At 66.8% G+C, this 20548-nt stretch carries 21 protein-coding genes and 2 tRNA genes; 12 read left to right on the forward strand and 11 right to left on the reverse strand.

Annotated features, from left to right (window positions below):
* The first annotated feature begins 25 nt into the window (after window positions 1-25).
* The 4 genes from gyrA (at window position 26) to ON38_RS36965 (ending at window position 4162) form a co-directional block, all read left to right on the forward strand.
* Complete coding sequence (gene gyrA, locus ON38_RS00060) at window positions 26-2527, forward strand: DNA gyrase subunit A (protein ID WP_039821302.1); 2502 nt, start codon at window positions 26-28, stop codon at window positions 2525-2527.
* Between the two features lie 39 nt (window positions 2528-2566).
* Window positions 2567-3673, forward strand: a complete 1107-nt coding sequence (locus tag ON38_RS00065) for a DUF3566 domain-containing protein (protein ID WP_039821303.1) — start codon at window positions 2567-2569, stop codon at window positions 3671-3673.
* A gap of 179 nt (window positions 3674-3852) precedes the next feature.
* A tRNA-Ile gene (locus ON38_RS00070) sits at window positions 3853-3926 on the forward strand.
* A gap of 128 nt (window positions 3927-4054) precedes the next feature.
* Window positions 4055-4162, forward strand: coding sequence for a DLW-39 family protein (locus ON38_RS36965; protein ID WP_218000722.1), 108 nt, complete (start codon window positions 4055-4057; stop codon window positions 4160-4162).
* A gap of 63 nt (window positions 4163-4225) precedes the next feature.
* Here ON38_RS36965 and ON38_RS00075 read toward each other — a convergent pair whose 3' ends face one another.
* A complete protein-coding gene (locus tag ON38_RS00075; RefSeq protein WP_051164207.1) occupies window positions 4226-4738 on the reverse strand; it encodes a TetR/AcrR family transcriptional regulator in 513 nt (170 codons plus the stop codon).
* A gap of 402 nt (window positions 4739-5140) precedes the next feature.
* Here ON38_RS00075 and ON38_RS00080 point away from each other — a divergent pair, with 402 nt between their 5' ends.
* Window positions 5141-6418, forward strand: coding sequence for an oxygenase MpaB family protein (locus ON38_RS00080; protein WP_039821304.1), 1278 nt, complete (start codon window positions 5141-5143; stop codon window positions 6416-6418).
* 91 nt (window positions 6419-6509) lie between these two features.
* Window positions 6510-6582: transfer RNA gene (locus ON38_RS00085), tRNA-Ala, on the forward strand.
* Between the two features lie 10 nt (window positions 6583-6592).
* Here the strand turns inward: ON38_RS00085 and ON38_RS00090 are convergent.
* The gene (locus tag ON38_RS00090) at window positions 6593-6898 is read right to left on the reverse strand and encodes a winged helix-turn-helix transcriptional regulator (protein ID WP_051164208.1); all 306 of its coding nucleotides are present in this window, start codon (window positions 6896-6898) and stop codon (window positions 6593-6595) included.
* Window positions 6899-7075: 177 nt separating this feature from the next.
* Here ON38_RS00090 and ON38_RS00095 point away from each other — a divergent pair, with 177 nt between their 5' ends.
* Window positions 7076-7954, forward strand: a complete 879-nt coding sequence (locus tag ON38_RS00095) for an NAD(P)-dependent oxidoreductase (RefSeq protein ID WP_039821307.1) — start codon at window positions 7076-7078, stop codon at window positions 7952-7954.
* Between the two features lie 27 nt (window positions 7955-7981).
* On the opposite strand, the gene ON38_RS35760 is transcribed toward ON38_RS00095, so the two are convergent.
* Both ON38_RS35760 and ON38_RS00105 read right to left on the reverse strand, forming a co-directional pair.
* Window positions 7982-8515, reverse strand: coding sequence for a helix-turn-helix domain-containing protein (locus ON38_RS35760; RefSeq protein WP_051164209.1), 534 nt, complete (start codon window positions 8513-8515; stop codon window positions 7982-7984).
* A 155-nt stretch (window positions 8516-8670) separates the two neighbouring features.
* Window positions 8671-9312 (reverse strand): class I SAM-dependent methyltransferase, encoded by a 642-nt coding sequence (locus tag ON38_RS00105; protein WP_039821308.1) that lies wholly within the window; start codon window positions 9310-9312, stop codon window positions 8671-8673.
* Window positions 9313-9413: 101 nt separating this feature from the next.
* Here ON38_RS00105 and ON38_RS00110 point away from each other — a divergent pair, with 101 nt between their 5' ends.
* Window positions 9414-9713 (forward strand): cold-shock protein, encoded by a 300-nt coding sequence (locus ON38_RS00110; protein WP_051164210.1) that lies wholly within the window; start codon window positions 9414-9416, stop codon window positions 9711-9713.
* Here ON38_RS00110 and ON38_RS00115 read toward each other — a convergent pair.
* Together ON38_RS00115 and ON38_RS00120 are read right to left on the reverse strand one after the other, a co-directional pair.
* Entirely contained in the window at window positions 9710-10219 is a 510-nt protein-coding gene (locus tag ON38_RS00115; RefSeq protein WP_039821310.1) for an acyl-CoA thioesterase, read from the reverse strand. The genes ON38_RS00110 and ON38_RS00115 overlap by 4 nt on opposite strands.
* A gap of 86 nt (window positions 10220-10305) precedes the next feature.
* The gene (locus ON38_RS00120) at window positions 10306-11211 is read right to left on the reverse strand and encodes an oxygenase MpaB family protein (RefSeq protein WP_039821312.1); all 906 of its coding nucleotides are present in this window, start codon (window positions 11209-11211) and stop codon (window positions 10306-10308) included.
* Window positions 11212-12083: 872 nt separating this feature from the next.
* Between ON38_RS00120 and ON38_RS00125 the strand changes: the two genes are divergently transcribed.
* Window positions 12084-13178: an ATP-binding cassette domain-containing protein gene (locus tag ON38_RS00125; protein WP_083872034.1), complete on the forward strand. Its 1095-nt coding sequence runs from the start codon at window positions 12084-12086 to the stop codon at window positions 13176-13178.
* 59 nt (window positions 13179-13237) lie between these two features.
* The gene (locus ON38_RS00130) at window positions 13238-14032 is read left to right on the forward strand and encodes an ABC transporter permease (protein ID WP_039821388.1); all 795 of its coding nucleotides are present in this window, start codon (window positions 13238-13240) and stop codon (window positions 14030-14032) included.
* A gap of 7 nt (window positions 14033-14039) precedes the next feature.
* On the opposite strand, the gene ON38_RS00135 is transcribed toward ON38_RS00130, so the two are convergent.
* Entirely contained in the window at window positions 14040-14246 is a 207-nt protein-coding gene (locus tag ON38_RS00135; protein WP_039821313.1) for a hypothetical protein, read from the reverse strand.
* A gap of 190 nt (window positions 14247-14436) precedes the next feature.
* Here ON38_RS00135 and ON38_RS00140 point away from each other — a divergent pair, with 190 nt between their 5' ends.
* Window positions 14437-15315, forward strand: a complete 879-nt coding sequence (locus tag ON38_RS00140) for a rhomboid family intramembrane serine protease (RefSeq protein WP_051164223.1) — start codon at window positions 14437-14439, stop codon at window positions 15313-15315.
* A gap of 113 nt (window positions 15316-15428) precedes the next feature.
* On the opposite strand, the gene ON38_RS00145 is transcribed toward ON38_RS00140, so the two are convergent.
* Window positions 15429-15890 carry a PH domain-containing protein gene (locus ON38_RS00145; protein ID WP_039821315.1) on the reverse strand — a complete coding sequence of 154 codons (462 nt, stop codon included), beginning with the start codon at window positions 15888-15890 and terminating at the stop codon, window positions 15429-15431.
* A 94-nt stretch (window positions 15891-15984) separates the two neighbouring features.
* Complete coding sequence (gene crgA, locus ON38_RS00150) at window positions 15985-16251, reverse strand: cell division protein CrgA (protein ID WP_039821391.1); 267 nt, start codon at window positions 16249-16251, stop codon at window positions 15985-15987.
* Window positions 16252-16405: 154 nt separating this feature from the next.
* Between crgA and ON38_RS00155 the strand changes: the two genes are divergently transcribed.
* Window positions 16406-17047 (forward strand): aminodeoxychorismate/anthranilate synthase component II, encoded by a 642-nt coding sequence (locus ON38_RS00155; protein WP_039821316.1) that lies wholly within the window; start codon window positions 16406-16408, stop codon window positions 17045-17047.
* A 79-nt stretch (window positions 17048-17126) separates the two neighbouring features.
* Here the strand turns inward: ON38_RS00155 and pknB are convergent, their stop codons facing one another.
* Window positions 17127-19034 (reverse strand): Stk1 family PASTA domain-containing Ser/Thr kinase, encoded by a 1908-nt coding sequence (gene pknB / locus ON38_RS00160; RefSeq protein ID WP_039821317.1) that lies wholly within the window; start codon window positions 19032-19034, stop codon window positions 17127-17129.
* A complete protein-coding gene (locus tag ON38_RS00165) occupies window positions 19031-20515 on the reverse strand; it encodes a serine/threonine-protein kinase (protein ID WP_039821319.1) in 1485 nt (494 codons plus the stop codon). Before ON38_RS00165 ends, pknB begins: the two co-directional genes overlap by 4 nt.
* Between the last annotated feature and the right edge of the window lie 33 nt (window positions 20516-20548).

The following is a 20548-nucleotide window of genomic DNA, read 5'->3' on the forward strand; positions in this document are numbered from 1 at the left end:
ATCCCGTCAGTACCTAGGAGATTTCATGACCGACACCACCCTGCCGCCGGAGAGCGCGGGCGACCGGATCGAGCCGGTCGATATCCAGCAGGAGATGCAGAGCAGCTATATCGATTACGCGATGAGCGTGATCGTGGGCCGCGCGCTGCCCGAGGTCCGCGACGGCCTCAAGCCGGTGCACCGCCGGATCCTGTACGCGATGCACGACAACGGCTACCGGCCCGATCGCAGCTATGTGAAGTCGGCGCGGCCGGTGGCCGACACCATGGGCAACTACCACCCGCACGGCGACTCGGCCATCTACGACACCCTGGTCCGCATGGCTCAGCCCTGGGCCATGCGGTATCCACTGGTCGACGGCCAGGGCAACTTCGGCAGCCGCGGTAACGACGGTGCCGCCGCCATGCGGTACACCGAATGCCGGCTCACGCCGCTGGCGATGGAACTGCTGCGCGAAATCGATCACGACACGGTCGATTTCATCCCGAACTACGACGGCAAGACCCAGGAACCCGTCGTCCTGCCCAGCCGCGTACCGAATATGCTGATGAACGGCAGCAACGGTATCGCGGTCGGCATGGCGACCAATATCCCGCCGCACAACCTGACCGAGCTCGCCGAGGCCATCTACTGGGTGCTCGACAACCACGACGCCGACGAGGAAGCCACCCTCGCGGCCTGTATGGAGCGGGTGAAGGGCCCGGACTTCCCGACCGCCGGTCTGATCGTCGGCACCCAGGGCATCCACGATGCCTACACCACCGGACGCGGGTCCATCCGGATGCGCGGCGTGGTGGAGATCGAAGAGGATGCCCGCGGCCGGACCACAATCGTGATCACGGGTCTGCCGTACCAGGTCAACACCGACAACTTCATCAACGCGATCGCCGAGCAGGTCAAAGACGGCCGGATCGCCGGTGTCGCCGATATCCACGACGAGTCCTCGGACCGGGTGGGCCTGCGCATCGTGGTTACCGTCAAGCGGGACGCGATCGCCAAGGTCGTGCTGAACAACCTGTACAAGCACACCCAGCTGCAGACCAGCTTCGGCGCGAACATGCTCTCCATTGTCGAGGGCGTCCCGCGCACCCTGCGGCTGGATCAGATGATCCGGCTGTATGTGAACCATCAGCTGGAAGTCATCGTCCGGCGTACCCGTTACCTGCTGCGCAAGGCCGAGGAACGGGCCCATATCCTGCGCGGTCTGGTCAAGGCGCTGGATCAGCTGGACGAGGTCATCGCGTTGATCCGCCGGTCGGCCAATACCGATACCGCGCGGACCGGCCTGATGGAACTGCTCGATATCGACGAGACCCAGGCCACCGCGATCCTGGATATGCAGTTGCGGCGCCTCTCGGCGCTGGAACGGCAGAAGATCATCGACGAACTGGCCAAGCTCGAGGCCGAGATCGCCGACCTGAAGGACATCCTGGAGAAGCCGGAACGGCAGCGCGCGATCGTCAAGGACGAGCTCGCCGAAATTGTGGAGCGCCACGGCGACGAGCGGCGGACCCAGATCATTTCCGCCGACGGCGATGTGGCCGACGAGGATCTGATCGCCCGTGAGGACGTGGTCGTCACCATCACCGAGACCGGGTACGCCAAGCGCACCAAGACCGACCTGTACCGCAGCCAGAAGCGCGGCGGCAAGGGTGTGCAGGGCGCGGGTCTGAAACAGGACGATATCGTCCGGCACTTCTTCGTCACCTCCACCCACGACTGGTTGTTGTTCTTCACCAACAAGGGCCGGGTGTACCGGGCCAAGGCATACGAACTGCCGGAGGCCAACCGGACCGCGCGCGGGCAGCACGTGGCGAACCTGCTGGCTTTCCAGCCGGACGAGAAGATCGCCCAGGTCATCCGGATCAAGTCCTACGAGGACGCCGCCTACCTGGTGCTGGCCACACAGAAGGGCCTGGTCAAGAAGTCGCGCCTGGTCGATTTCGACTCCAACCGCAGCGGTGGCATCGTGGCGGTGAACCTGCGCGACAACGACGAATTGGTCGGCGCCGTACTGTGTTCGGCCGAGGACGACCTGCTGCTGGTGTCGGCGCAGGGGCAGTCGATCCGCTTCTCGGCCACCGACGAGGCGCTGCGGCCGATGGGACGCGCCACCTCCGGGGTGCAGGGTATGCGGTTCAATGCCGAGGATGCCCTGCTCTCGCTGAACGTGGTCCGTGACGGGACATATCTGCTGGTAGCGACCTCGGGCGGCTACGCCAAGCGGACCGCTATCGAGGAGTACACCGCGCAGGGACGCGGCGGAAAAGGCGTATTGACGATCCAGTACGACACCCGGCGTGGCACCCTGGTGGGAGCGCTCATCGTCGACGACGACGACGAGTTGTATGCCATCACCTCCAGTGGGGGCGTTATCCGTACTGCCGCCCGGCAGGTGCGCAAGGCCGGTAGGCAGACCAAGGGCGTGCGATTGATGAACCTCGCCGAGGGCGATACCTTGCTTGCGATCGCACGTAACGCCGACGAGCCCGAGCAGATCGACGGCGGCGGTTCTTCCGAGCAGTAATCCCATATCGGCGGCAAAGAACGGATCCGAGGATTCCCATTGACCACTCCGAAACAGCCGAGCGACGAGCGGCAGCAGACGAACGGCGTGACCGAGCGGGTCACCCCGTCCCCGATTTCGCCGCGCCCGACTCAGCGGCCGGGCGAGGCCGCGGACCACGAACAGGCCGGTGGGCAGCCGGGCGGTAATCCGTCCGGCGGTTCGCCCGCCGGTGGTTCGCAGCCCGAAAAGCAGGAGCAGCAAGGCGAATTCGCGTCCGAATCGCGCAACGCCCCGGCGGACCGGAATCCCGGTCCGCCGGCCGGCGGCGGGCCGGGCGATCAGCAGGGCGGACCCGGAAACCAACAGGGCGGCAACGGACCCGAGGCGAACCGATACCAGGAGGGCTGGTCGCAGCTGCCGCAGCGGGAACCGCAGTCCAATCTCTCGCGGCCCGGTCATATGCCGGTGGGCGGTGCCCAGCGGCCGGTCGGGCTCCAGGGCGGCGGGGGACTGCAGGGCGGCGGCCTGCAGGGCGGGGTCACCAATGCCCGCACCACCAGCGACCTGGCGGCCAAGGCGGCGCGTAAGGAAGCGGCCATGGCCAAATCCGTTGGCCTGGACGGGCCCACGCGCAGTATCGCGCGTCCGGAGCTGGTGAAGGATATGCCGGATCTTTCCGAGATCCGGCATCCGCTACCCCCGGAACAGCCGACCGGCCCGCAGCACAACCCGTACACACCGCCGGCCGCGGCCCCGTCCGCGCCGGCGGCGCCGCGCGGGCTGCCGCAGGCGGTACTCGGCGGAGAACCGTTGCGCGCCACCGTCCAGGTCCGCCGGATCGATCCGTGGTCCACGCTGAAGATCACCCTGGTGATCAGCGTGGCCATGTTCTTCGTCTGGATGATCGCCGTCGCGCTGCTGTACATGGTGCTCGCGGGGATGGGCGTCTGGGAGCGGCTCAACAGCACCTTCACCGATATGGTGTCCCCGGACAGCGGGTCGGTGGGGCTGATCGACGCGGGTACGGTCTTCGGCTATGCCGGGGTGATCGGGCTCATCAACGTCGTCCTGTTCACCGCGCTGGCCACGGTCGGCACGTTCATCTACAACCAGTGCTGCGATATGGTCGGCGGTATCCAGGTCACCCTGGCCGACCCGGACTAATTCGTGCCTATCCGAAACGGCCGGCGACCGGCATCGGCGCCGGCCGTTTCCCTGCTCGGCCGAGCTTTCATCCCGACGCTTTGACCAGCGGTTTTGGTTGAAATCATGGTTTCCTGTAGTCTCTGTTCTCGGTCGTCGAACTACAGTTTCGAGAGAAACTGCGGTCCGGTGGGCCCCGCGGGTCTATAGCTCAGGCGGTTAGAGCGCTTCGCTGATAACGAAGAGGTCGGAGGTTCAAGTCCTCCTAGACCCACACTTGTAAGAGAACCGACAGCCCTCGAACCCATCACGGTTCGGGGGCTGATTCGTTTCGCGATCTCCTCGGATACCGCCCGGTCCGGAATTGAGCTCTTCCGGGGTCGCAGGACTAGGCTCGAGACCATGAAATACGTTCTCACCATCGGTATTGTCGCTGCGGTTCTCATCGGTATCAGCAAGCTGCGCCAGCGTGACGACGCCGACCTGTGGCACGAGGTCACCACACGCTGATCCCGTCCCGGGCGACGTTCGCGGTCGTAGCCGGCGGGCCCGGTGACGGCCGGGTCGCTGTGATCACGGCCGGGCCAGCAGTTCGATGACCGAGGACACCTGTTCGGTGGTCGGCGTCGGCAGATTGTCCCGGCCGTGGATCAGGCCGAGTCCGATGTAGACCATCGCGCCCGCCCGCAGCCCGGCCTGGTTCTCGTCGAACCCCAGGTCCAGCATCGTCCGGTAGACCGTCTCGAATACCCGCTGGTCGAGGTTGCGCACCGCGTCGGCGACCTTGGGGTTGCCGCGAGACCATTCCCGCACCGTGGTCTCCACGATCCAGTGCCGGTGGTCGACGAGCATGGCGGCCATCTTCTCGATCCGTTCCTCCACCGGGATCTCCACGAAGTCGCCCAGCTCTCGAATCGTTTCACTCTGTACCGCGCTCCAGCGGTCGGCCATCGCCGCCATAAGCTGTTCGATATCGTCGAAATGCCAGTAGAAGCTGCCCTTGGTGACGCCGAGCTCCTGGCACAGCCGCGGGATCCTGATCGCCGCGACACCTTCGCGGGACAGCAGGTTCAGCGCGCCGTCCACCCAGTCGTCATAGGAAAGCCGCGCGGTGCGGCGGCGCCGGGACTGTTGGGCGCGAGCCTTTTTCGATCGGGGTCGTGGTGGCGCCGTCCGGTCGTCGGATGGATCGGGGTGTGATGCTGTGGACGAACCCGCCGTCATCGGTTCGACAGGTCAGCGCTGAGTCTCATACTCCGATGGTAGGGGAGGCGATCGACGGCCTCGATGTATTCGCCCATCACGGCCGACTGCCGGTCGTACGCGGGTTCTGTGTCTCCGTCGGGCGGGCCGGGAAATTTCCCGCGCGGATTCCATACCCTCAAGTACAGTAATTCCGTACGAATTGGTATGGGGCAGGCCACGCGCTCCGTCGCGGGACCGCCGCCAGGCCCGGGGCGGCCCGCCGCGCCGGTGAGGAGAGCAGCGATGTCGATACCAGCGGCGACACCGGCCGACACAGCGACGGACTCGCCGTGCCCGGCGGCCTTCCGCTACTGGCAGGCCCGGGACACGCCCGCGATAAGGCGGGTCGAGCGGTTCTTCCGGATGGTGACCGGGTCGGCGCTGTTCCCGTCCGATGAGCAGGCGCGGGCGCTGTGCGCGGATATGTTCGCCGGCGACCCGGTCGCGGAACGTTTCGTCGCGGAGGTCATGCGGGGGGAGTCCGGGCGCGAGCACGGTCGGCAGCTACTGGAGATCGCCCTGCGGGACGGTATCGGCGCGGTCCCCGACGCTCCCGCTGCCATGCGGGATCTGTTCGACGAGTTCGAGACGGTACCCGGCTGGGTCCGCCCGGAACTGGTGGAACGCGGCGCCGCGGTCTGGCGGCGCTGGGGCACCGTGCTGTTCAGTTTCGCGGGTGCGGAGACATTGGAAATGTACACCGAATCCGCGGTAGCCACACCGCTTTCGCTGGCCGGGGGCTACGCCGGGGACAGTGCGCTGCGCCGTTTCCTCGAGACCTGCCGATTCTGGATGGATGTCTCACAACCCGGAGCGCTGTTGAGCCCCGGGTCGCAGGGGCGCGCCACCGCTCTGAAGGTGCGGATCATGCACGTCTCGGTGCGCGCGGGTGTGCGGCGGCATCCGGAATGGGAGATGCAGCGGTGGGGGTTGCCGATCAGCCAGACCTACCAGCTGCTCACGCTGATCGCCGGAAGCACCATCCCCGGTCTCGGGCTCTGGGCACTGGGTTACCAGACCACCCCCGCGGAGTTCCGGGCGCTCCTGCACTTCCAGAAGTACATGGGATACCTACTGGGCGTCCGGCTGACCTGGCACCCGGAGACCGTGGCCGACACGCTGCGGGTGATGGCGATGACGATGGTCGCCCGGGCGTACGACTCCGGGGCGCAGGGGGCCGAACTCATCGAGTCCTATCCCGCGGCGTTCGCCCCCCGCCCGGAGCAGCGAGGACCCGCCCGGGTGCGGGCGCACTACAACTATCGGATCAACTCGGCGTACGCGGCCCTCTACATGCTGCCCACCACCCGGCGCCGCTACCGGATGCCGGCGGCCTTCCCGTGGGTGCTCGTCCCCATCGCCAGGATCCCGCTGGTCACCGCCGTGGAATTCCTTCGCCGGGTTCCACCGCTGGGCCGGGCGCATGAGCGGATCATGCTGTGGCATCGGGAGAACTGGTATCACGAGCAGATGCAGGGCCGGGAAGCGGAGTTCGAGGCGACCGGCGCACTGCGGCGCTGATCGATGTACGCAGGTATCCTTGTTTGACGGTGTCCGTGCCGGAACGCTAGTGTTTCGCAGGCGACTCGCGGCTCGGGCCGCACGGCTGCCCGGGGCCTTAGCTCAATTGGCAGAGCACTGCCTTTGCAAGGCAGGGGTTAGGGGTTCGATTCCCCTAGGCTCCACTTCCGATGATCAGCAGGCGACTGCGGCCAAATGGCCGCGGTGCCTGTCTCCCCATTCCTCGAGCGGCCGTAGCGCCTGCGCGAGTTCCTCGCCGAGCGGGGTCAGTGAGTATTCGACCCGCGGGGGCACCTCCGCGTACACCTCCCGCCGGACCACGCCGCCGGCTTCGAGCTGGCGCAGGTTCTCGGTCAGCACTTTCTCGCTCACGCCCGTCAACGTCCGGCGGATCTGCCCGAACCGCTGCGGGGTAGTGCCGAGGACCCACATCAGGTGCAGTTTCCACTTACCGCCGACCAGATCGATGGCCAGCGACATCCCGCATACCTGGTGATCCGCATCACTCACGTCGGCCACCTTCTCCTCCTGACCTCATCACGGACCTCACGGTAAGCAACCACAGCCGTAGGTGCGCTCTTGTCCGACTGTACCCGCGTGACCAGCATCGGTAGCGGCGCCGCAAACCAGCTGAACCACTACCGAGAAGGACATCGAATGTCTCAGGAGAAGATCCGGTCCGTCAGTGTCATCGGGCTGGGGCCGATGGGCCGGGCGATGGTGCGGGCGTTCCTCGCGGCCGGTATCGAGGTCACCGTCTGGAATCGCAGCGGCGACAAGGCCGACGCGATGGTGGCCGAAGGCGCCGAACGCGCCGCGACCGTGGCCGCGGCGCTGGAAGCCAATGAAGTGACCGTGCTCAGCCTCACGCACTACGCGGCGATGTACGACGTACTCGGCCCGGCAGCGGACAGCCTGCCCGGCAGGGTGATCGCCAACCTGTCCTCGGATTCGCCCGAGAACGCGCGAAAGGGAGCGGCGTGGGTGCGTGCGCAGGGCGCCGAATTCCTCTCCGGCGGTTTCATGTCCGCGGGCGACAATATCGCGCACCCGGCCTCCTATGTGTTCTACAGCGGTCCCCGCGAGGTCTTCGACGCCCACGCCGAACTTCTGCGGCCGCTGAGCCCGCAGGAGTACCTCGGGGCGGACGACGGTCTGGCGCAGGTCTTCTACCAAGCGCTGCTGACCGTCTTCCATCCGTGGATGCTCGCGTTCGACCAGGCGCTCGCCGTGATCGACCGCTCCGGTGTGGATATCGACCAGTTCCTTCCGTACGCCGTGCGGTCCAGCGAGGCGTACCCGTTCTTCATGACCGAGTACGCGGCGGCCGCGAAGGCCGGCGGCTGGGGTGATCTCGCTTCCTACAAGATGATGGACGCGGGCGCGCAGCACGTCATCGATGCCAGTACCGAGACCGGTGTCGATGCCACTCTTTCCCGTGCGGCACAGGGATTGTGGCGCCGCGCGCGGAGTGCGAGCGAACAGGCCGGACGTCCGGTGCCCATTTTCGAGCTGATGGGTGGCGGCGGCGCCTAGGTGCCGAACCGGGCCCGGCCTCCGCCGCTATCCGCGGGGGCCGGATCCCGGTGCCGGATTCGCCAGCCGCGCCTTCTCGGTGATCTCGGCCGCGTACTCCAGATGGTCCACGCCCGGAAGCTGCTCCAGAGTAAGGCTTTCGATATCCCAGCGCGGCCGGGCGTCGGCGATGAACCGGATGGCGTCGCGGACGAAGCGCTCGCCGGCCGGTTTACCGATATGCGCCGACGGCGTGTACAAGCGGAGCCAGCCCAGCAGATCGGCTGCCGTGCCGTCGATTCCGGTGGCCGACACCGACTCGTCGGCCGTGGAGGTATCCGGCAGCAGCAGACTGGTCGGTGAGACGCCGAGCGCGACCGCCAGGGCGAGGAGATCGTCCACATCCACCCGGCGCTCGCCCCGTTCGATCCGGGACAGGCCGAGTACCGGGATGGGTCGCCCGATGGCCTCGAGCCTGCACGCCAGATCGGCATAGCCGAGGTTCATCCGGTTGCGATATCGCAGGACGTTCGCGCGCACAGTATCGCCGGTGGGGCCGAGCGGGTTCTTCTTGATCACCACCTGACCAGCGTTGTCTATCGTAATGATGGCGTCAACAATCATTACGATGTAGCGATACAGACCACAGTTCGCAGGATTTTCCGGCTCGACTGATCAATCTGATGCCTATCAAAATGATATTGATAAGTATCGTCCTGATGGAAATTGTGTTCCTATCAACTCGAGCGCGTTGCCATGAGGTAGGCCTGCGCGGTCCGCTCCCCGTCCTCCGCCCGGCGCTCGATCCGGAAATCCACGGTGAATCCGTCCGCTACGAGAGAGTCGGCGAGCTCGTCGGCCGAGATGCGGTGGAAGTCCAAGTCGATGGGCCGGCCGTAACCCTCGTCCAGATGCAGCACATCGGTGCCCGACTGGAATGCCAGCAGTAGTCTGCCGCCGGGGCGCAGCACCCGCCGGAACTCGCCCAGCACACCCTTGCGTTCGGCCGGCGGGATATGGATGAGCGAATACCAGGCCACCACACCGGCCCGGCTCTCGTCGGGCAGTTCCAGCGCGGTCATCGAACCCACCTCGAAACCGATCTCCGGGAAGGCGTTCCGCGCCACGTCCACCATCGCCGGGGACAGATCGATACCGTGCACGCGAACCCCCAGGGCGGCCAGGAAGCCGGCGATCCGGCCGGGGCCCGTTCCGATATCCACCACCGGACCCGAATCGCCGACCGACTCGGCGAAGGCGGTGAGAACCGCTCGATCCCAATATCTTTTCTGCATTTCCCCGGCGGCGTGCTCGGCGTAGGCGGTGGCGATCGCGTCGTAACCGGCGCGCGTACGAGCGAGAAATGAGGGTTCGGTCACCGGGAAGACAGTAGTGTCCGGGGCGCGGTCGTGACGTTCGCGGTGCCGGGGCGTAGCTTTGGTGGTGTCGACCCTGTACAGACGAGGGAGAAGACCTGGTAATGCCTGCTTTGGATTTCAGCGGGCCCGGGATCGACGGATCGGACTGGAGGCGCGGGCGGGTCTTCTGGTTCGACTCGGAGAAGGGCTTCGGCTACATCAAACCCGACGACGGGACCGATCAGGTGTTCGTCGAATATCGGTGCATAGAGACCGACGGCTACCGCACCTTGCACGCGGGCCAGCCGGTGCTGTTCATCAGCACTGCCCGGCCCCGCGGGCACGAGGCGGTGACGGTCCGGCCCGAGGCGGGCGCCGGGCTACCCGATACCGCCCCGGGCGGCGGTCCGAGCCGGCGTTAGCGCCGGACGCGCATGGCGCCGCAGATCGGCGCCGGCCAGTCCACCGCCGTGGACGCCAGTTCGCGGTCGATGGCGGCCGCGGTATCGGCGGCGAACGCCGCGGCCGTACGGCTGTGCAGATCGACGTGGACGGCAATGAGCTCGAGGGTGCAACTGAGCCGCCGGGTGGTGTCGTTGACCAGTAGTGCCATGGCGTGTACGACCTTGTCCGAGCGGTCGACTCCGCGTACGTGGACCGAAATCTGCTCGCCGACCCGGTTTTCGGAGTAGTACCGGATGTGGTGTTCGCCGGTGAAGAACCCGGCGCCCCGGGTGGCACGGTATTCATCGGTGATTCCGGCCCGCTCGAACACACCTGTCGCGGCCGATACGCACAGCGAGAAATAGTGCGTGACGTTCATATGGTCGTTCTCGTCGCGGTAGGCCTCCGGGACCGTGATCGGGCCCAATTCGCGGTGCAGCGCCACCACTTGCTCGTAGCTGGGAATCGAAATCGTCCCGGTCATGATCAGCTCCTCCTCGTCCCCGGCGCAGTGTAGCGATACAGAGAACTGCCCCGGATCCCGCGGGATCCGGGGCAGTTACCGTCGGCTCAGAGCGGTCGCACGTCGATGACCTTGCGCAGCCGCGCCTTGTCGCGTTCGAGCCGGCGGGCCTCGTAGGCGATGGGGAAGTACCGCAGCCGTTCCGGCAGCAGCGGCACCAGCCGGGCGAGGAACCAGCCGAGGATTCGCAGTTTGCGCTCGTCGGATTCGCTCCAGGTGAGACCGAGTTTGCGCCGGGCCGCTTCCGGTGTGGTGCCCACGGTGACGAAGTACTGCATCCGGCCGAACGGATCGGTCATCACCCGCCACACCGGGTGCAGAGCCCGGGGCAGCTGCGTGGGCGGGGCGATGGTGCGGATGACCTTCAGGTAGTCCTTCGAGGTCTGGGTGGCCTCCAGATGGTTTTCCACCTGGTCGGCGAAGAACTTCTCGAAGTCGGCGTAGGTCGCCGGCAGTTCCTTGGGGGGTACCGAGAAGTTGCGCATCAACTGCAGGGCCTCGCGGTAGTAATCCTCTTTCTCCGCCGCGGTGAGCGGACGTTTCGAGAAGTACTTCGCGTTCTCGGAGAAGGCGAAAGTGCCGGTGTGCAACACCCAGGCCCACGGGCCGCTGGACAGCGCGGTGTGCCGGACGCCCTTGGCGTCGGTGGTGTTGAGGGTGGCGTGCATCTTGCGTAGCCGGTCGGTCTCGCCCAGCGATTCCTCCCCGCCGTAGGTCCACATCATCACCGCCGAGAGGCTGCGTACCGCGCGGCCGATCGGGTCGGTGCGGAAGGTGGAGTGGGCATCGACCACTGCGGAGATGGTGGGTTCCATGGTCTGCAGGAGGAAGGCCGAGCCGGCGGTGAGGGAGAAGGTGATCAGGCCGGTTTCCTCCCAGGTCCGGGTACCGGGACCGAAGGGACGGCGCTCCACCGGAGCGTGCGTGTCGGTGGCTGCGACGGACGCGGTCATGCGGATCTCCCTTGATCTACTGCATCGATCTGATGAGACGATGATACTCCAAACATCTCACTATTGCGCCGAAAGATCCGCGGGGCAGCCACCTCGGACCGGGAGTGGGGGTTCGCACTTGTTCGTGACCGGTGTTCGCGGAGCGGAACGCGGTGGGGTGGTACGGGAGAGTCGGGTCCGGTTGTGCGGTGGTGACGGAACCCGGATATGAGAGCGGGCCTCGGCGAAGGGGGGGAGTTAGCCGAGGCCCGCGTAGGTCGGCCCGGGGGGGGAGGGGCCGACGGAACCGATCCTACGCGATATCGCGAAAATGCGCGCATAAGGGGCCCAAGAGTTTCGAACTTTTTTCGGTGCGGATCACAGTGGCATTCCGAGGTCGATGTGCTGCGGGTGGATCGGGCCGAACCGATTGCGAGGCAAGGGAATCGAGCTGCCGGATCGGTGTATTCCGCCCAGCGGAACACGGGTCGTCTGGGCTCTGGGCGGGTGTTGCGTGGGGTGACCTGTCGGACCCCGCTGGCACTATGCCGCAGTGGACTGTGAGCGTGCGCACGAACAACTTCACTGTCGTGCTCCGAGGCCCGATCGGACGACCGCGCCGGCCGGATCGAGTGGTGCTCCGGGCGCGATCTCGCGAGTGACGGGTTCGGGAGCCGGCACATCCCGGTCCGGCTGTGCCGAGCCGGATCCGTGTGGTGCGCAGCACCGAGTATGGCGGGGAGGGCACCGGAGAACCGGATAAATCGGATGAAAACGTCGGTGGCCGCGACGATACTGCACAGTGTCGGCCGGTAGCCGAAGCGCCTGAGGTCGGTGGTCCGCCACCGGCGATATACGACTCGTCCTTGTCGATCACTCAGTTCAGGAGAATCATGCCCGACGCAATAGTCGCCGAGGGTCTCGTCAAACACTACGGCCGCCGGGTCCGCGCACTCGACGGTCTCGATCTGACCGTGCCCGAAGGCACTGTCACCGCTCTACTGGGACCCAACGGGGCCGGTAAGACCACCACCGTACGAGTGCTCACCACTCTGCTGGTGCCCGACGCCGGCCGGGCGACTGTCGCCGGGATCGATGTCCTCGCCCGGCCGCGGGCGCTGCGCTCGCGGATCGGGGCCTCGGGCCAGTACGCGGCTGTCGACGAGTATCTGACCGGTTTCGAAAACCTGGAGATGGTCGGGCGGCTGTACCACATGGGCACGCGGCGCAGTAAGGAACGCGCGCGCGAGCTGCTGGATAGGTTCCGGCTCAGCGATGCCGCCGACCGCCCGGTCCGCGGCTATTCCGGTGGTATGCGCCGCCGGCTCGACCTGGCCGGAGCGCTGGTGGCCAACCCGCCGGTGCTGTTCCTCGACGAACCCACCACGGGCCTGGACCCGCGGGCCCGGCTGGACCTCTGGGACGTCATCGAAGAACTCGTCGCCGGTGGTACCACCCTGCTGCTGACGACCCAGTACATGGAAGAGGCCGACCGCCTCGCGGATGCCATCGCGGTCATCGACCGGGGCCAGGTCATCGCCCGGGGCACCGCCGACGAGCTGAAGAGCATGGTCGGGGGCGACCGGATCGAACTGACCGTCGATCACGCCGACAATCTGGCTGTGGCACAGCGGGCGCTGGCGCCGCTGGCCGACGGCGATATCCATGTCGAAGTTGGGCTGCGCCGGCTGGTGGTCCCGGTCAGCGACGGGTCCCAGGCGCTGGTCGCCGCGATCGGAAAGCTGAGCGAGGAGGGTGTGAAGATCCAGGACGTCGGGTTGCGGCGCCCCTCGCTCGACGATGTGTTCCTCACGCTCACCGGGCACGAGGCCGAGGAGATCCCGGACGTCGCCGGCGAATACGAGCAGGGCGGAAAGACCGGCGGCGACGGCCGCACCGGAGGTCCCGTCGCGGCGGACCCGGCGGGCGGAGACGCCCCGGCGCGCGAGGCGGAAGCAATCGAGGCGATGGAAGGAAGAAGCAGATGACCGCGCTGGCCACCGTCGGTGATATCGGGGAGAACCCCACCTTGGTCGAGCGGCTGTCCATGGTGGTCAGTGACAGTCTCACCGTCACCAAGCGCAATGTGATCAAGATAAAGCGAGTCCCCGACGTGCTGATCTTCAGCACTCTCTCGCCGATCATGTTCGTGCTGCTGTTCGCCTATATCTTCGGTACCGCCATCAAGGTGCCGGGAATGGAGGGCGGCTATCGCGAATTCCTGATCGCGGGCATCTTCGTGCAGACGGTGGTGTTCGGGTCCACGTTCACCGGTCTCAGCCTCGCCGAGGATATGCAGAAGGGCATCATCGATCGCTTCCGCTCGCTGCCCATGGCTCCGTCCTCGGTCCTGATCGGGCGCACGGTCAGCGATGTGGTGATCAACGTGGTCAGCCTGGTGGTCATGTCACTGACCGGGCTGGTCGTCGGCTGGCGGATCCGTGGGTCGGTGGTGGACGCGATCCTGGCCTACGTCCTGCTGCTGCTGTTCGCCTACGCGATCTCCTGGATCATGGCCGTGGTCGGCCTGATCGTGCGCACGCCCGAGGTGTTCAACAACGCCAGTTTCATGGTGATCTTCCCGCTCACCTTCCTGGCCAACACCTTCGTGCCGATGGACGAACTGCCGACCCCGCTGCGCGTATTCGCCGAATGGAATCCGGTATCGGCGCTCACCCAGGCGTCCCGGGAACTGTTCGGCAATGCCGCCCCGCTCACCGCGGAATCCACGGCCTGGTCGATGCGGCATCCGGTGGCGACCACCCTGGTTTGGGTGGTCATCATCCTGGCCGTCTTCGTACCGCTCGCGCTGCGGCAGTACCGCAAGACCGTAAGCCGCTGAGCAGGGGTCAGTCCGCGGTGGCTTCGGATTCGTCCGGGGTCACCGCGGCGCCGTTGCGCGTATAGCCGATCCGGGGCGGCGCCGGGGCCGGTTCGGGTGGTTGCGGGCGCTTACTGCGCACCAGCCACGCGGTACCGCCCGCCGCCGCCACCGCGGCGGCGGCCAGCAACCGGTAGCGCGAACGACTGGATGGACGCAGTGGCCTCGAGCTCATGGCTCAACTCTGGCACAGCCCGGCGGATAACGCAGATCGGCAGGTCAGGGCATTACCGTAGGTCCCGGACGCAGAACCGGCGCACTACAGGCCGCGGGCTCGCATGGCACGATGGGCTGGTGAGTACGACACGCCCGGCCAGGTCGGGAGCGCGCGGCGAAACACCTCCGGCGGCGAAGCGGAGTGCCCGGTGAATCCCCAGCAGCCCGCGACCCCGACCCAGGTGTGTGCCCGGCACACCGACCGCCCGACCGGTCTGTCGTGTACCCGCTGCGGCCGTCCGGCCTGTCCGGAATGTCTGCGTCCGGCCTCGGTCGGTCAGCACTGTGTGGATTGTCTGCGCGCCGATCAGCGCAGTACGCCGCAGGTACGGACCGTATCGGGTTCGGCGGCGGCCCGCAGCTCGGTCCCGTTCGTCACCTACACCCTGATCGCGCTCAATATCGTGGTCTATGCCGTGACCGCGGCGCAGTCGCGCAGCGTGATGCAGAACGAGCGCGGCTCGGCGCTGTTCGTGGATTGGGTCATGTACCCGCCGGCCGTGGCCGGCGGCGACTGGTTCCGGGTGATCGGTTCCGGGTTCCTGCACTACGGACTGATCCACCTGCTGCTCAACATGTTCGCGCTGTACATCGTCGGCCGCGATCTCGAACTGGTGCTGGGCAGGGCTCGCTACCTGGCCGTGTATCTCATTTCGCTGCTCGGTGGATCGGCCGCGGTGATGCTACTGGCCCAGGACAGTCTCACGGCCGGAGCTTCGGGCGCGGTGTACGGGTTGTTCGGCGCGATCACCGTCGTGCTGATCCGATTGCGGCAGAACCCGAACAATATGCTGATCCTGATCGCGATCAATGTGTTCATCAGCTTCTCGCTGCCCGGTATCTCGCTGTGGGGTCACCTGGGCGGTCTCGCCGCAGGCACCCTGGCGACACTCGGCATCATGTTCCTGCCCGCCTGGATACGGGTTCGGACACCGGAGCGTGCCCGGCTGGTAGGCGTGTTCGCGCTGGCGGCTCTGACGGTGCTGGCCGTGGCGGTGATAGTTCTCGCGTCGGTTTCGCTCGGTTGAGTCCGCGTGCGGTGGCGCAGCTCCGGCGCGGTGGCTTTCGGCGTGTCGGCATGTTCAACGTGAAACATTCGGGCACGGAACTCCGGGAACCGCGACGCGGCCTGCCCGGTCGCTCAGCGCGTGGAGTCGCCGTGTAACCGCATTTCCGTCCGTACCGCGTCGAAGACATCCTCGGGGCTCGTGCCCAGATCCCAGCGGCCGAAGATCAGCAGTCGTTCGGCCCCCAGATGGTCGACGTCGATCTCCAGCATCGGCGATTTCCGGCCGAGGCGGCGGTAGCCGACCACCCGGGCGCGCAGGATCTGATCACGCGTGTACTCGGTGACGCCGGTGAGCGTGCGCAGCACCAGCCGCGGCTCCTCGCCGGGCACCACGGAGAGTCGTGGCCGCTGGCGCACTCCGAGCGCGGCGAGCCCCAGCAGTACCAGGGCAGCCACCCCGAGCAGGAATTTGCCGGGCACCTCGGACGTGAGTACCGCCGCGACCGCGAGGACCACCCCGCCTCCGGCCGCCGCGATCAACGCGGGCAGGGGCGTTGTCCAGGCAAGACGGGGTCCGGTGCGCTCGGGCTGCACGTGGGGCGTCCTCTCCAGCTGAGGTTGAGGGTTATCCACAGAGTTATCCACAGGTGTGCATTAATTACACGTGTGTAATCCCGGTGTGTTGCCGCTACCGCCACCGCATGGTCATGATCAGACCCACCACCATCAGCCCGAATCCGATCAGGAAGTTCCAGGCATTGAGGCTGCTCATCCAGCTGATCTGATCGGCTGCGAGGTAGTAGACCAGCAGCCACACCAGGCCCGCGAGCATGAAGCCCAGCATGATGGTGACGTACCAGACAGGCGATGGACCGGCTGCCTTCACCTTCACCGGCGTACGGCTGGCGGGGTTGATCGTGTAGTCGGTCTTCTTCCGGACCTTCGACTTGGGCATGATGTCCTCGTGTTCAGCGTGCAGGTCGTGTTCCAAGGCTATCCCACCAGGTAATCGGTGTGATGCCCAGCGGCCGAACAGACCGCGTGGCCGATTGTGGCGCGTTCGCGGGCCGGGCCGGGTGTTCCGGCCCGCGAACACGTAATCTTTGGACATGCGTGTACTGGTCGTCGACAACTACGACAGCTTCGTGTTCAACCTGGTCCAGTATCTGGGCCAGCTCGGCGTCGAGGCAGTGGTCTGGCGTAACGACGACCCGGAGCTGGCGGACCCCACGGCCGTGGCCGGCGATTTCGACGGAATCCTGATCAGCCCCGGCCCCGGCACCCCCGACCGAGCGGGCGCGAGTATCGACCTGGTCCGCGCCTGTGCCGAGCGGAGCACCCCGCTGCTGGGCGTCTGCCTCGGCCATCAGGCCATCGGCGCGGCCTTCGGTGCCACGGTGACCCGGGCCCCGGAGCTGCTGCACGGAAAGACCAGTTCGGTGTTCCATATCGGCACCGGTGTCCTGGCCGGGCTGCCCGACCCGTTCATCGCCACCCGCTACCACTCCCTCACCGTGGTGGAGAAGACGCTACCGCCCGAATTCGACGTCATCGGCCGCACCGAGACGGGAATCGTAATGGCCCTGCGACATCACGAACTGCCGATCCACGGTGTGCAGTTCCATCCGGAATCGGTCCTCACCCAGGGTGGGCACCGGATGCTGGCCAACTGGCTGGAGGTCTGCGGTGAGCGCCCCGAGGAGGGCCTGGTGCAGATGCTGGAAGCCGAGGTCGCCTCGCTGGCGGTCTGACATACGAAACCGGGCGGCCGATCGACGGCCGCCCGGTTTCGTATGTCCTGCCGAATCGCCGGGCCGGGCCCGGCAGCGATCAGGGCGGGCCCAGCGGCATCACGCCGGTATTGACCGTCACCGTCGTCGACGACGGCACCGTGGTCCCGGCGGAGGGCTGCTGGCTGAGTACCTTGCCGGCCTGATCGGAGTTCAGCGTGATCTGCGTGATCTGGCGGACCTGGTTCGCGCTGCCCTGCCAGCCGCTCTCGCGCAGCTTGTCCACGACCTCCGCGGTGGTGAGCCCGACCAGGTTCGGCATCGCGATCCGATCGCTCTGCGCCACCTGGACCGTGATCGTCGAACCCTCGTCGGCCGTCGACCCGCCGGCGGGGCTGGTCGAGAGGACCTCGCCGCGCGGCCGAGCCGATTGGACCTGCTCGATCACGATCTTGAAGCCGGCGCCCTCGAGGTTGGGCTGGGCCACGTCGATCAGCTGGCCGACCACTTCGGTGACGCGGACCTGCTTGGGGCCGGTGCCGATGGTCAGCGTGATCGGACTACCCGCGTCCATCTCGATACCGGGCGAGGGATCCTGCCCGATCACCTTGTCCTTGTCCTGCGCGCTGGACGGTTCCCGCTTCACTTCCGGGTTGACCTGGAGCCCGACATTGTTGAGTTCCTGCTCGGCGTCCTGCTGCGACAGGCCGGTGAGCCGGGGGACCGGCACCTGCTGGGGGCCGGTGGACACCTGCAAGGTGATGGTGCTGCCCTCGTCGGCGCGCGAGCCGCCCAGCGGCTGGGTCGCGATGACATTGCCGGCGCTGATCTTGCCGTCCGGTTTCTCCTGGACGGCCACATCGAAGCCGAGCGAATCCAGCTTCTTCTGTGCCTCGGTGGCGGAAGTGTTGGACAGATCCGGGACCGCCACCTGATCCGGTCTGCTACCCGGGCCGAGCAACATCCAGAACAGACCGAAGGCGGCTACCACCGCGGCGACCACACCTGCGGCGATATATGCCGTCCGCCGGGAACGGCCTCCGGAATCGTGCCCGTAATCGTCGTAGTCGTCGTCCCCGTCGCCGCGATAGCCACGGCCGGAGCCGTCCGCGGGGCCGAGCATGGTGGTGCGGTCCTCGTCGGTCATCACCATCGGGGCACCGGGCTTCTGACCGCCCAGTACCCGGATGAGATCGGCGCGCATCTCCGCCGCGCTCTGATAGCGATTGGCCGGATTCTTGGCCATGGCTTCGAGCACGATCGAGTCCAGCTCGCGCGGCACCCCCTCGTAGACGAGCGAGGGCAACCGGGGATCCTCCCGGACGTGCTGGTAGGCGACGGCCACGGGGGAATCACCGGTGAACGGTGGCTGTCCGGTGAGGATTTCGAACAGCACACAACCGACCGAGTAGACATCGGAACGGGCGTCCACCGTCTCGCCGCGCGCCTGTTCCGGCGACAGATACTGAGCGGTGCCGATCACGGCCGCGGTGGCGGTCATCGGATTGGCGGCGTCCGCGATCGCCCGGGCGATGCCGAAATCCATCACCTTCACCGCACCCGCCCGGTTGATCATGATGTTGGCGGGCTTCATATCGCGGTGCACGATCCCGGCCTTGTGGCTGAAATCGAGCGCCGCGCACACATCGGCGACGACCTCCATCGCCCGCCGGGGCGGCAACGGTCCCTCGTTGCGCACGATATCGCGCAGCGTGTCACCGTCCACGTATTCCATCACGATGAACGGCAGTGGACCGCCGTCGATCTCGGCCTCGCCGGTGTCGTAGACCGCCACGATGGCCGGATGGTTCAGCGCCGCGGCGTTCTGCGCTTCACGTTTGAAACGCAGATAGAACGTGGGGTCACGGGCCAGATCGGCGCGCAGCACCTTGATCGCGACATCGCGGTTGAGCCGCAGATCGCGGGCTTTGTGGACCTCGGACATACCGCCGAACCCGATGATCTCGCCCAGCTCGTAGCGTGAGGAGAGATTCTTCGGGGTCGTCATGGCTGTCCTTGCGGATTATCGGTGTTTCCGAGATGGTCTCCCGTGAAGGGGATATCGATATCGGGGACCGGCGGGCGGCGACGCGTGGTCGTCTCCTGTTCCTCGTCGGTGGTCTCTTCGCTGGCGGTGGTCTCGGTGGTGGTCGGAGCCGCCGAGGTGGTGGTCGGCGGCTGTGTCGTCGTGGTCGTGGCGGGCGGCTGTGTGGTCGTGGTCGTGACCGGCGGCGCGGTGGTGGTGGGTTCCTCGGTGGGGGTCCACACCGGGGGTTCGGTCACCTCGTAGGTCGTGGTGACCGGTGGGGGCAGCGGGCGGGGGGTGGGCGCCGTCGTCGTGGTTTCCGCCGGAGTGCCCGCCGGGTTGGTGTCACCGCCGAACAGCAGCCACAGCACGGCACCGCCCAGCAGGAGCGCGCCGATACCCAGCGCGACCATCCACTTCTGATTCTTGTTGAGGATGCCGCCGCCCGGGTTTTCGCGGTAGTCGTCGTCGCCGGGGTCGTGCATGCCGCGGTCGATCGAGCTCGTCGGCCCGGCCATGGCGGCGGGCGGGGTGTTGTACCGGACGGTGGCGGTCTCGTCGTAGCCCGGTTGTGCGGTCGCGATCACGCTGGTGGGTCCGGCCACCGGGAGATTGCGGGGCGGCGGCGGGCGGCGGCCGGAGCGCACCGCGGCGACCGCCTCCGCGAATTCCCCACCGTCGGCGTATCGCTGGGCCGGGTCCTTGGCCAGCGTGATCTCGACCAGTTCGCGCACATTGGGCGGCAGGTCGGTGGGCATCGGTGGTGGCACTTCGCGGACGTGTTTCATCGCGACGGTGAGCGCACCGTCGCCGGTGAACGGCCGCTGGCCCGCGAGCGCCTCGTAACCCACGACACCGAGGGAGTACACATCGCTGGCCGCGGTGGCGTCCTCACCGACCGCCTGTTCCGGCGCGATGTACTGCGCGGTGCCCATCACCATGCCGGTCTTGGTGACCGGGGAGGCATCGACCGCCTTGGCGATACCGAAATCGGTGATCTTCACCTGGCCGGTGGGGGTGACCAGGATATTTCCCGGTTTCACATCGCGGTGCACCACGCCGGCCAGATGCGCGACCTGTAGCGCCCGCCCGGTCTGCTCCAGCAGGTCCAGGCCCTGGGCCACCGACAGCCGGCCGAGCCGGTTCAGCACGGTGTTGAGCGGCTCGCCCTGAACCAGTTCCATCACCAGATAGGCGGTTTCGCCGCCCTGGGGGTCGTAGGTCTCGCCGTAGTCGTAGATGCCCGCGATACCGGAATGGTTCAGCTGGGCGGTGGTCTTGGCCTCGGTGCGGAACCGATGCCGGAAGGTCGGGTCCGCCGAGAACTCCGATTTCAGGACCTTGACGGCGACCCGGCGATCCAGCCGGGTATCCAGGGCTTCCCAGACCTGGCCCATCCCACCGGTGGCGATCAGCCGCTGCAGCCGGTAGCGGTCCGCGATCAACGCGCCGTTTGTCAGCATCGGGTTCCCCGCAGATTCACTCGCACATCCATC

It is taken from the genome of Nocardia testacea NBRC 100365 (assembly GCF_000308775.1).
Classification (GTDB): domain Bacteria; phylum Actinomycetota; class Actinomycetes; order Mycobacteriales; family Mycobacteriaceae; genus Nocardia; species Nocardia testacea.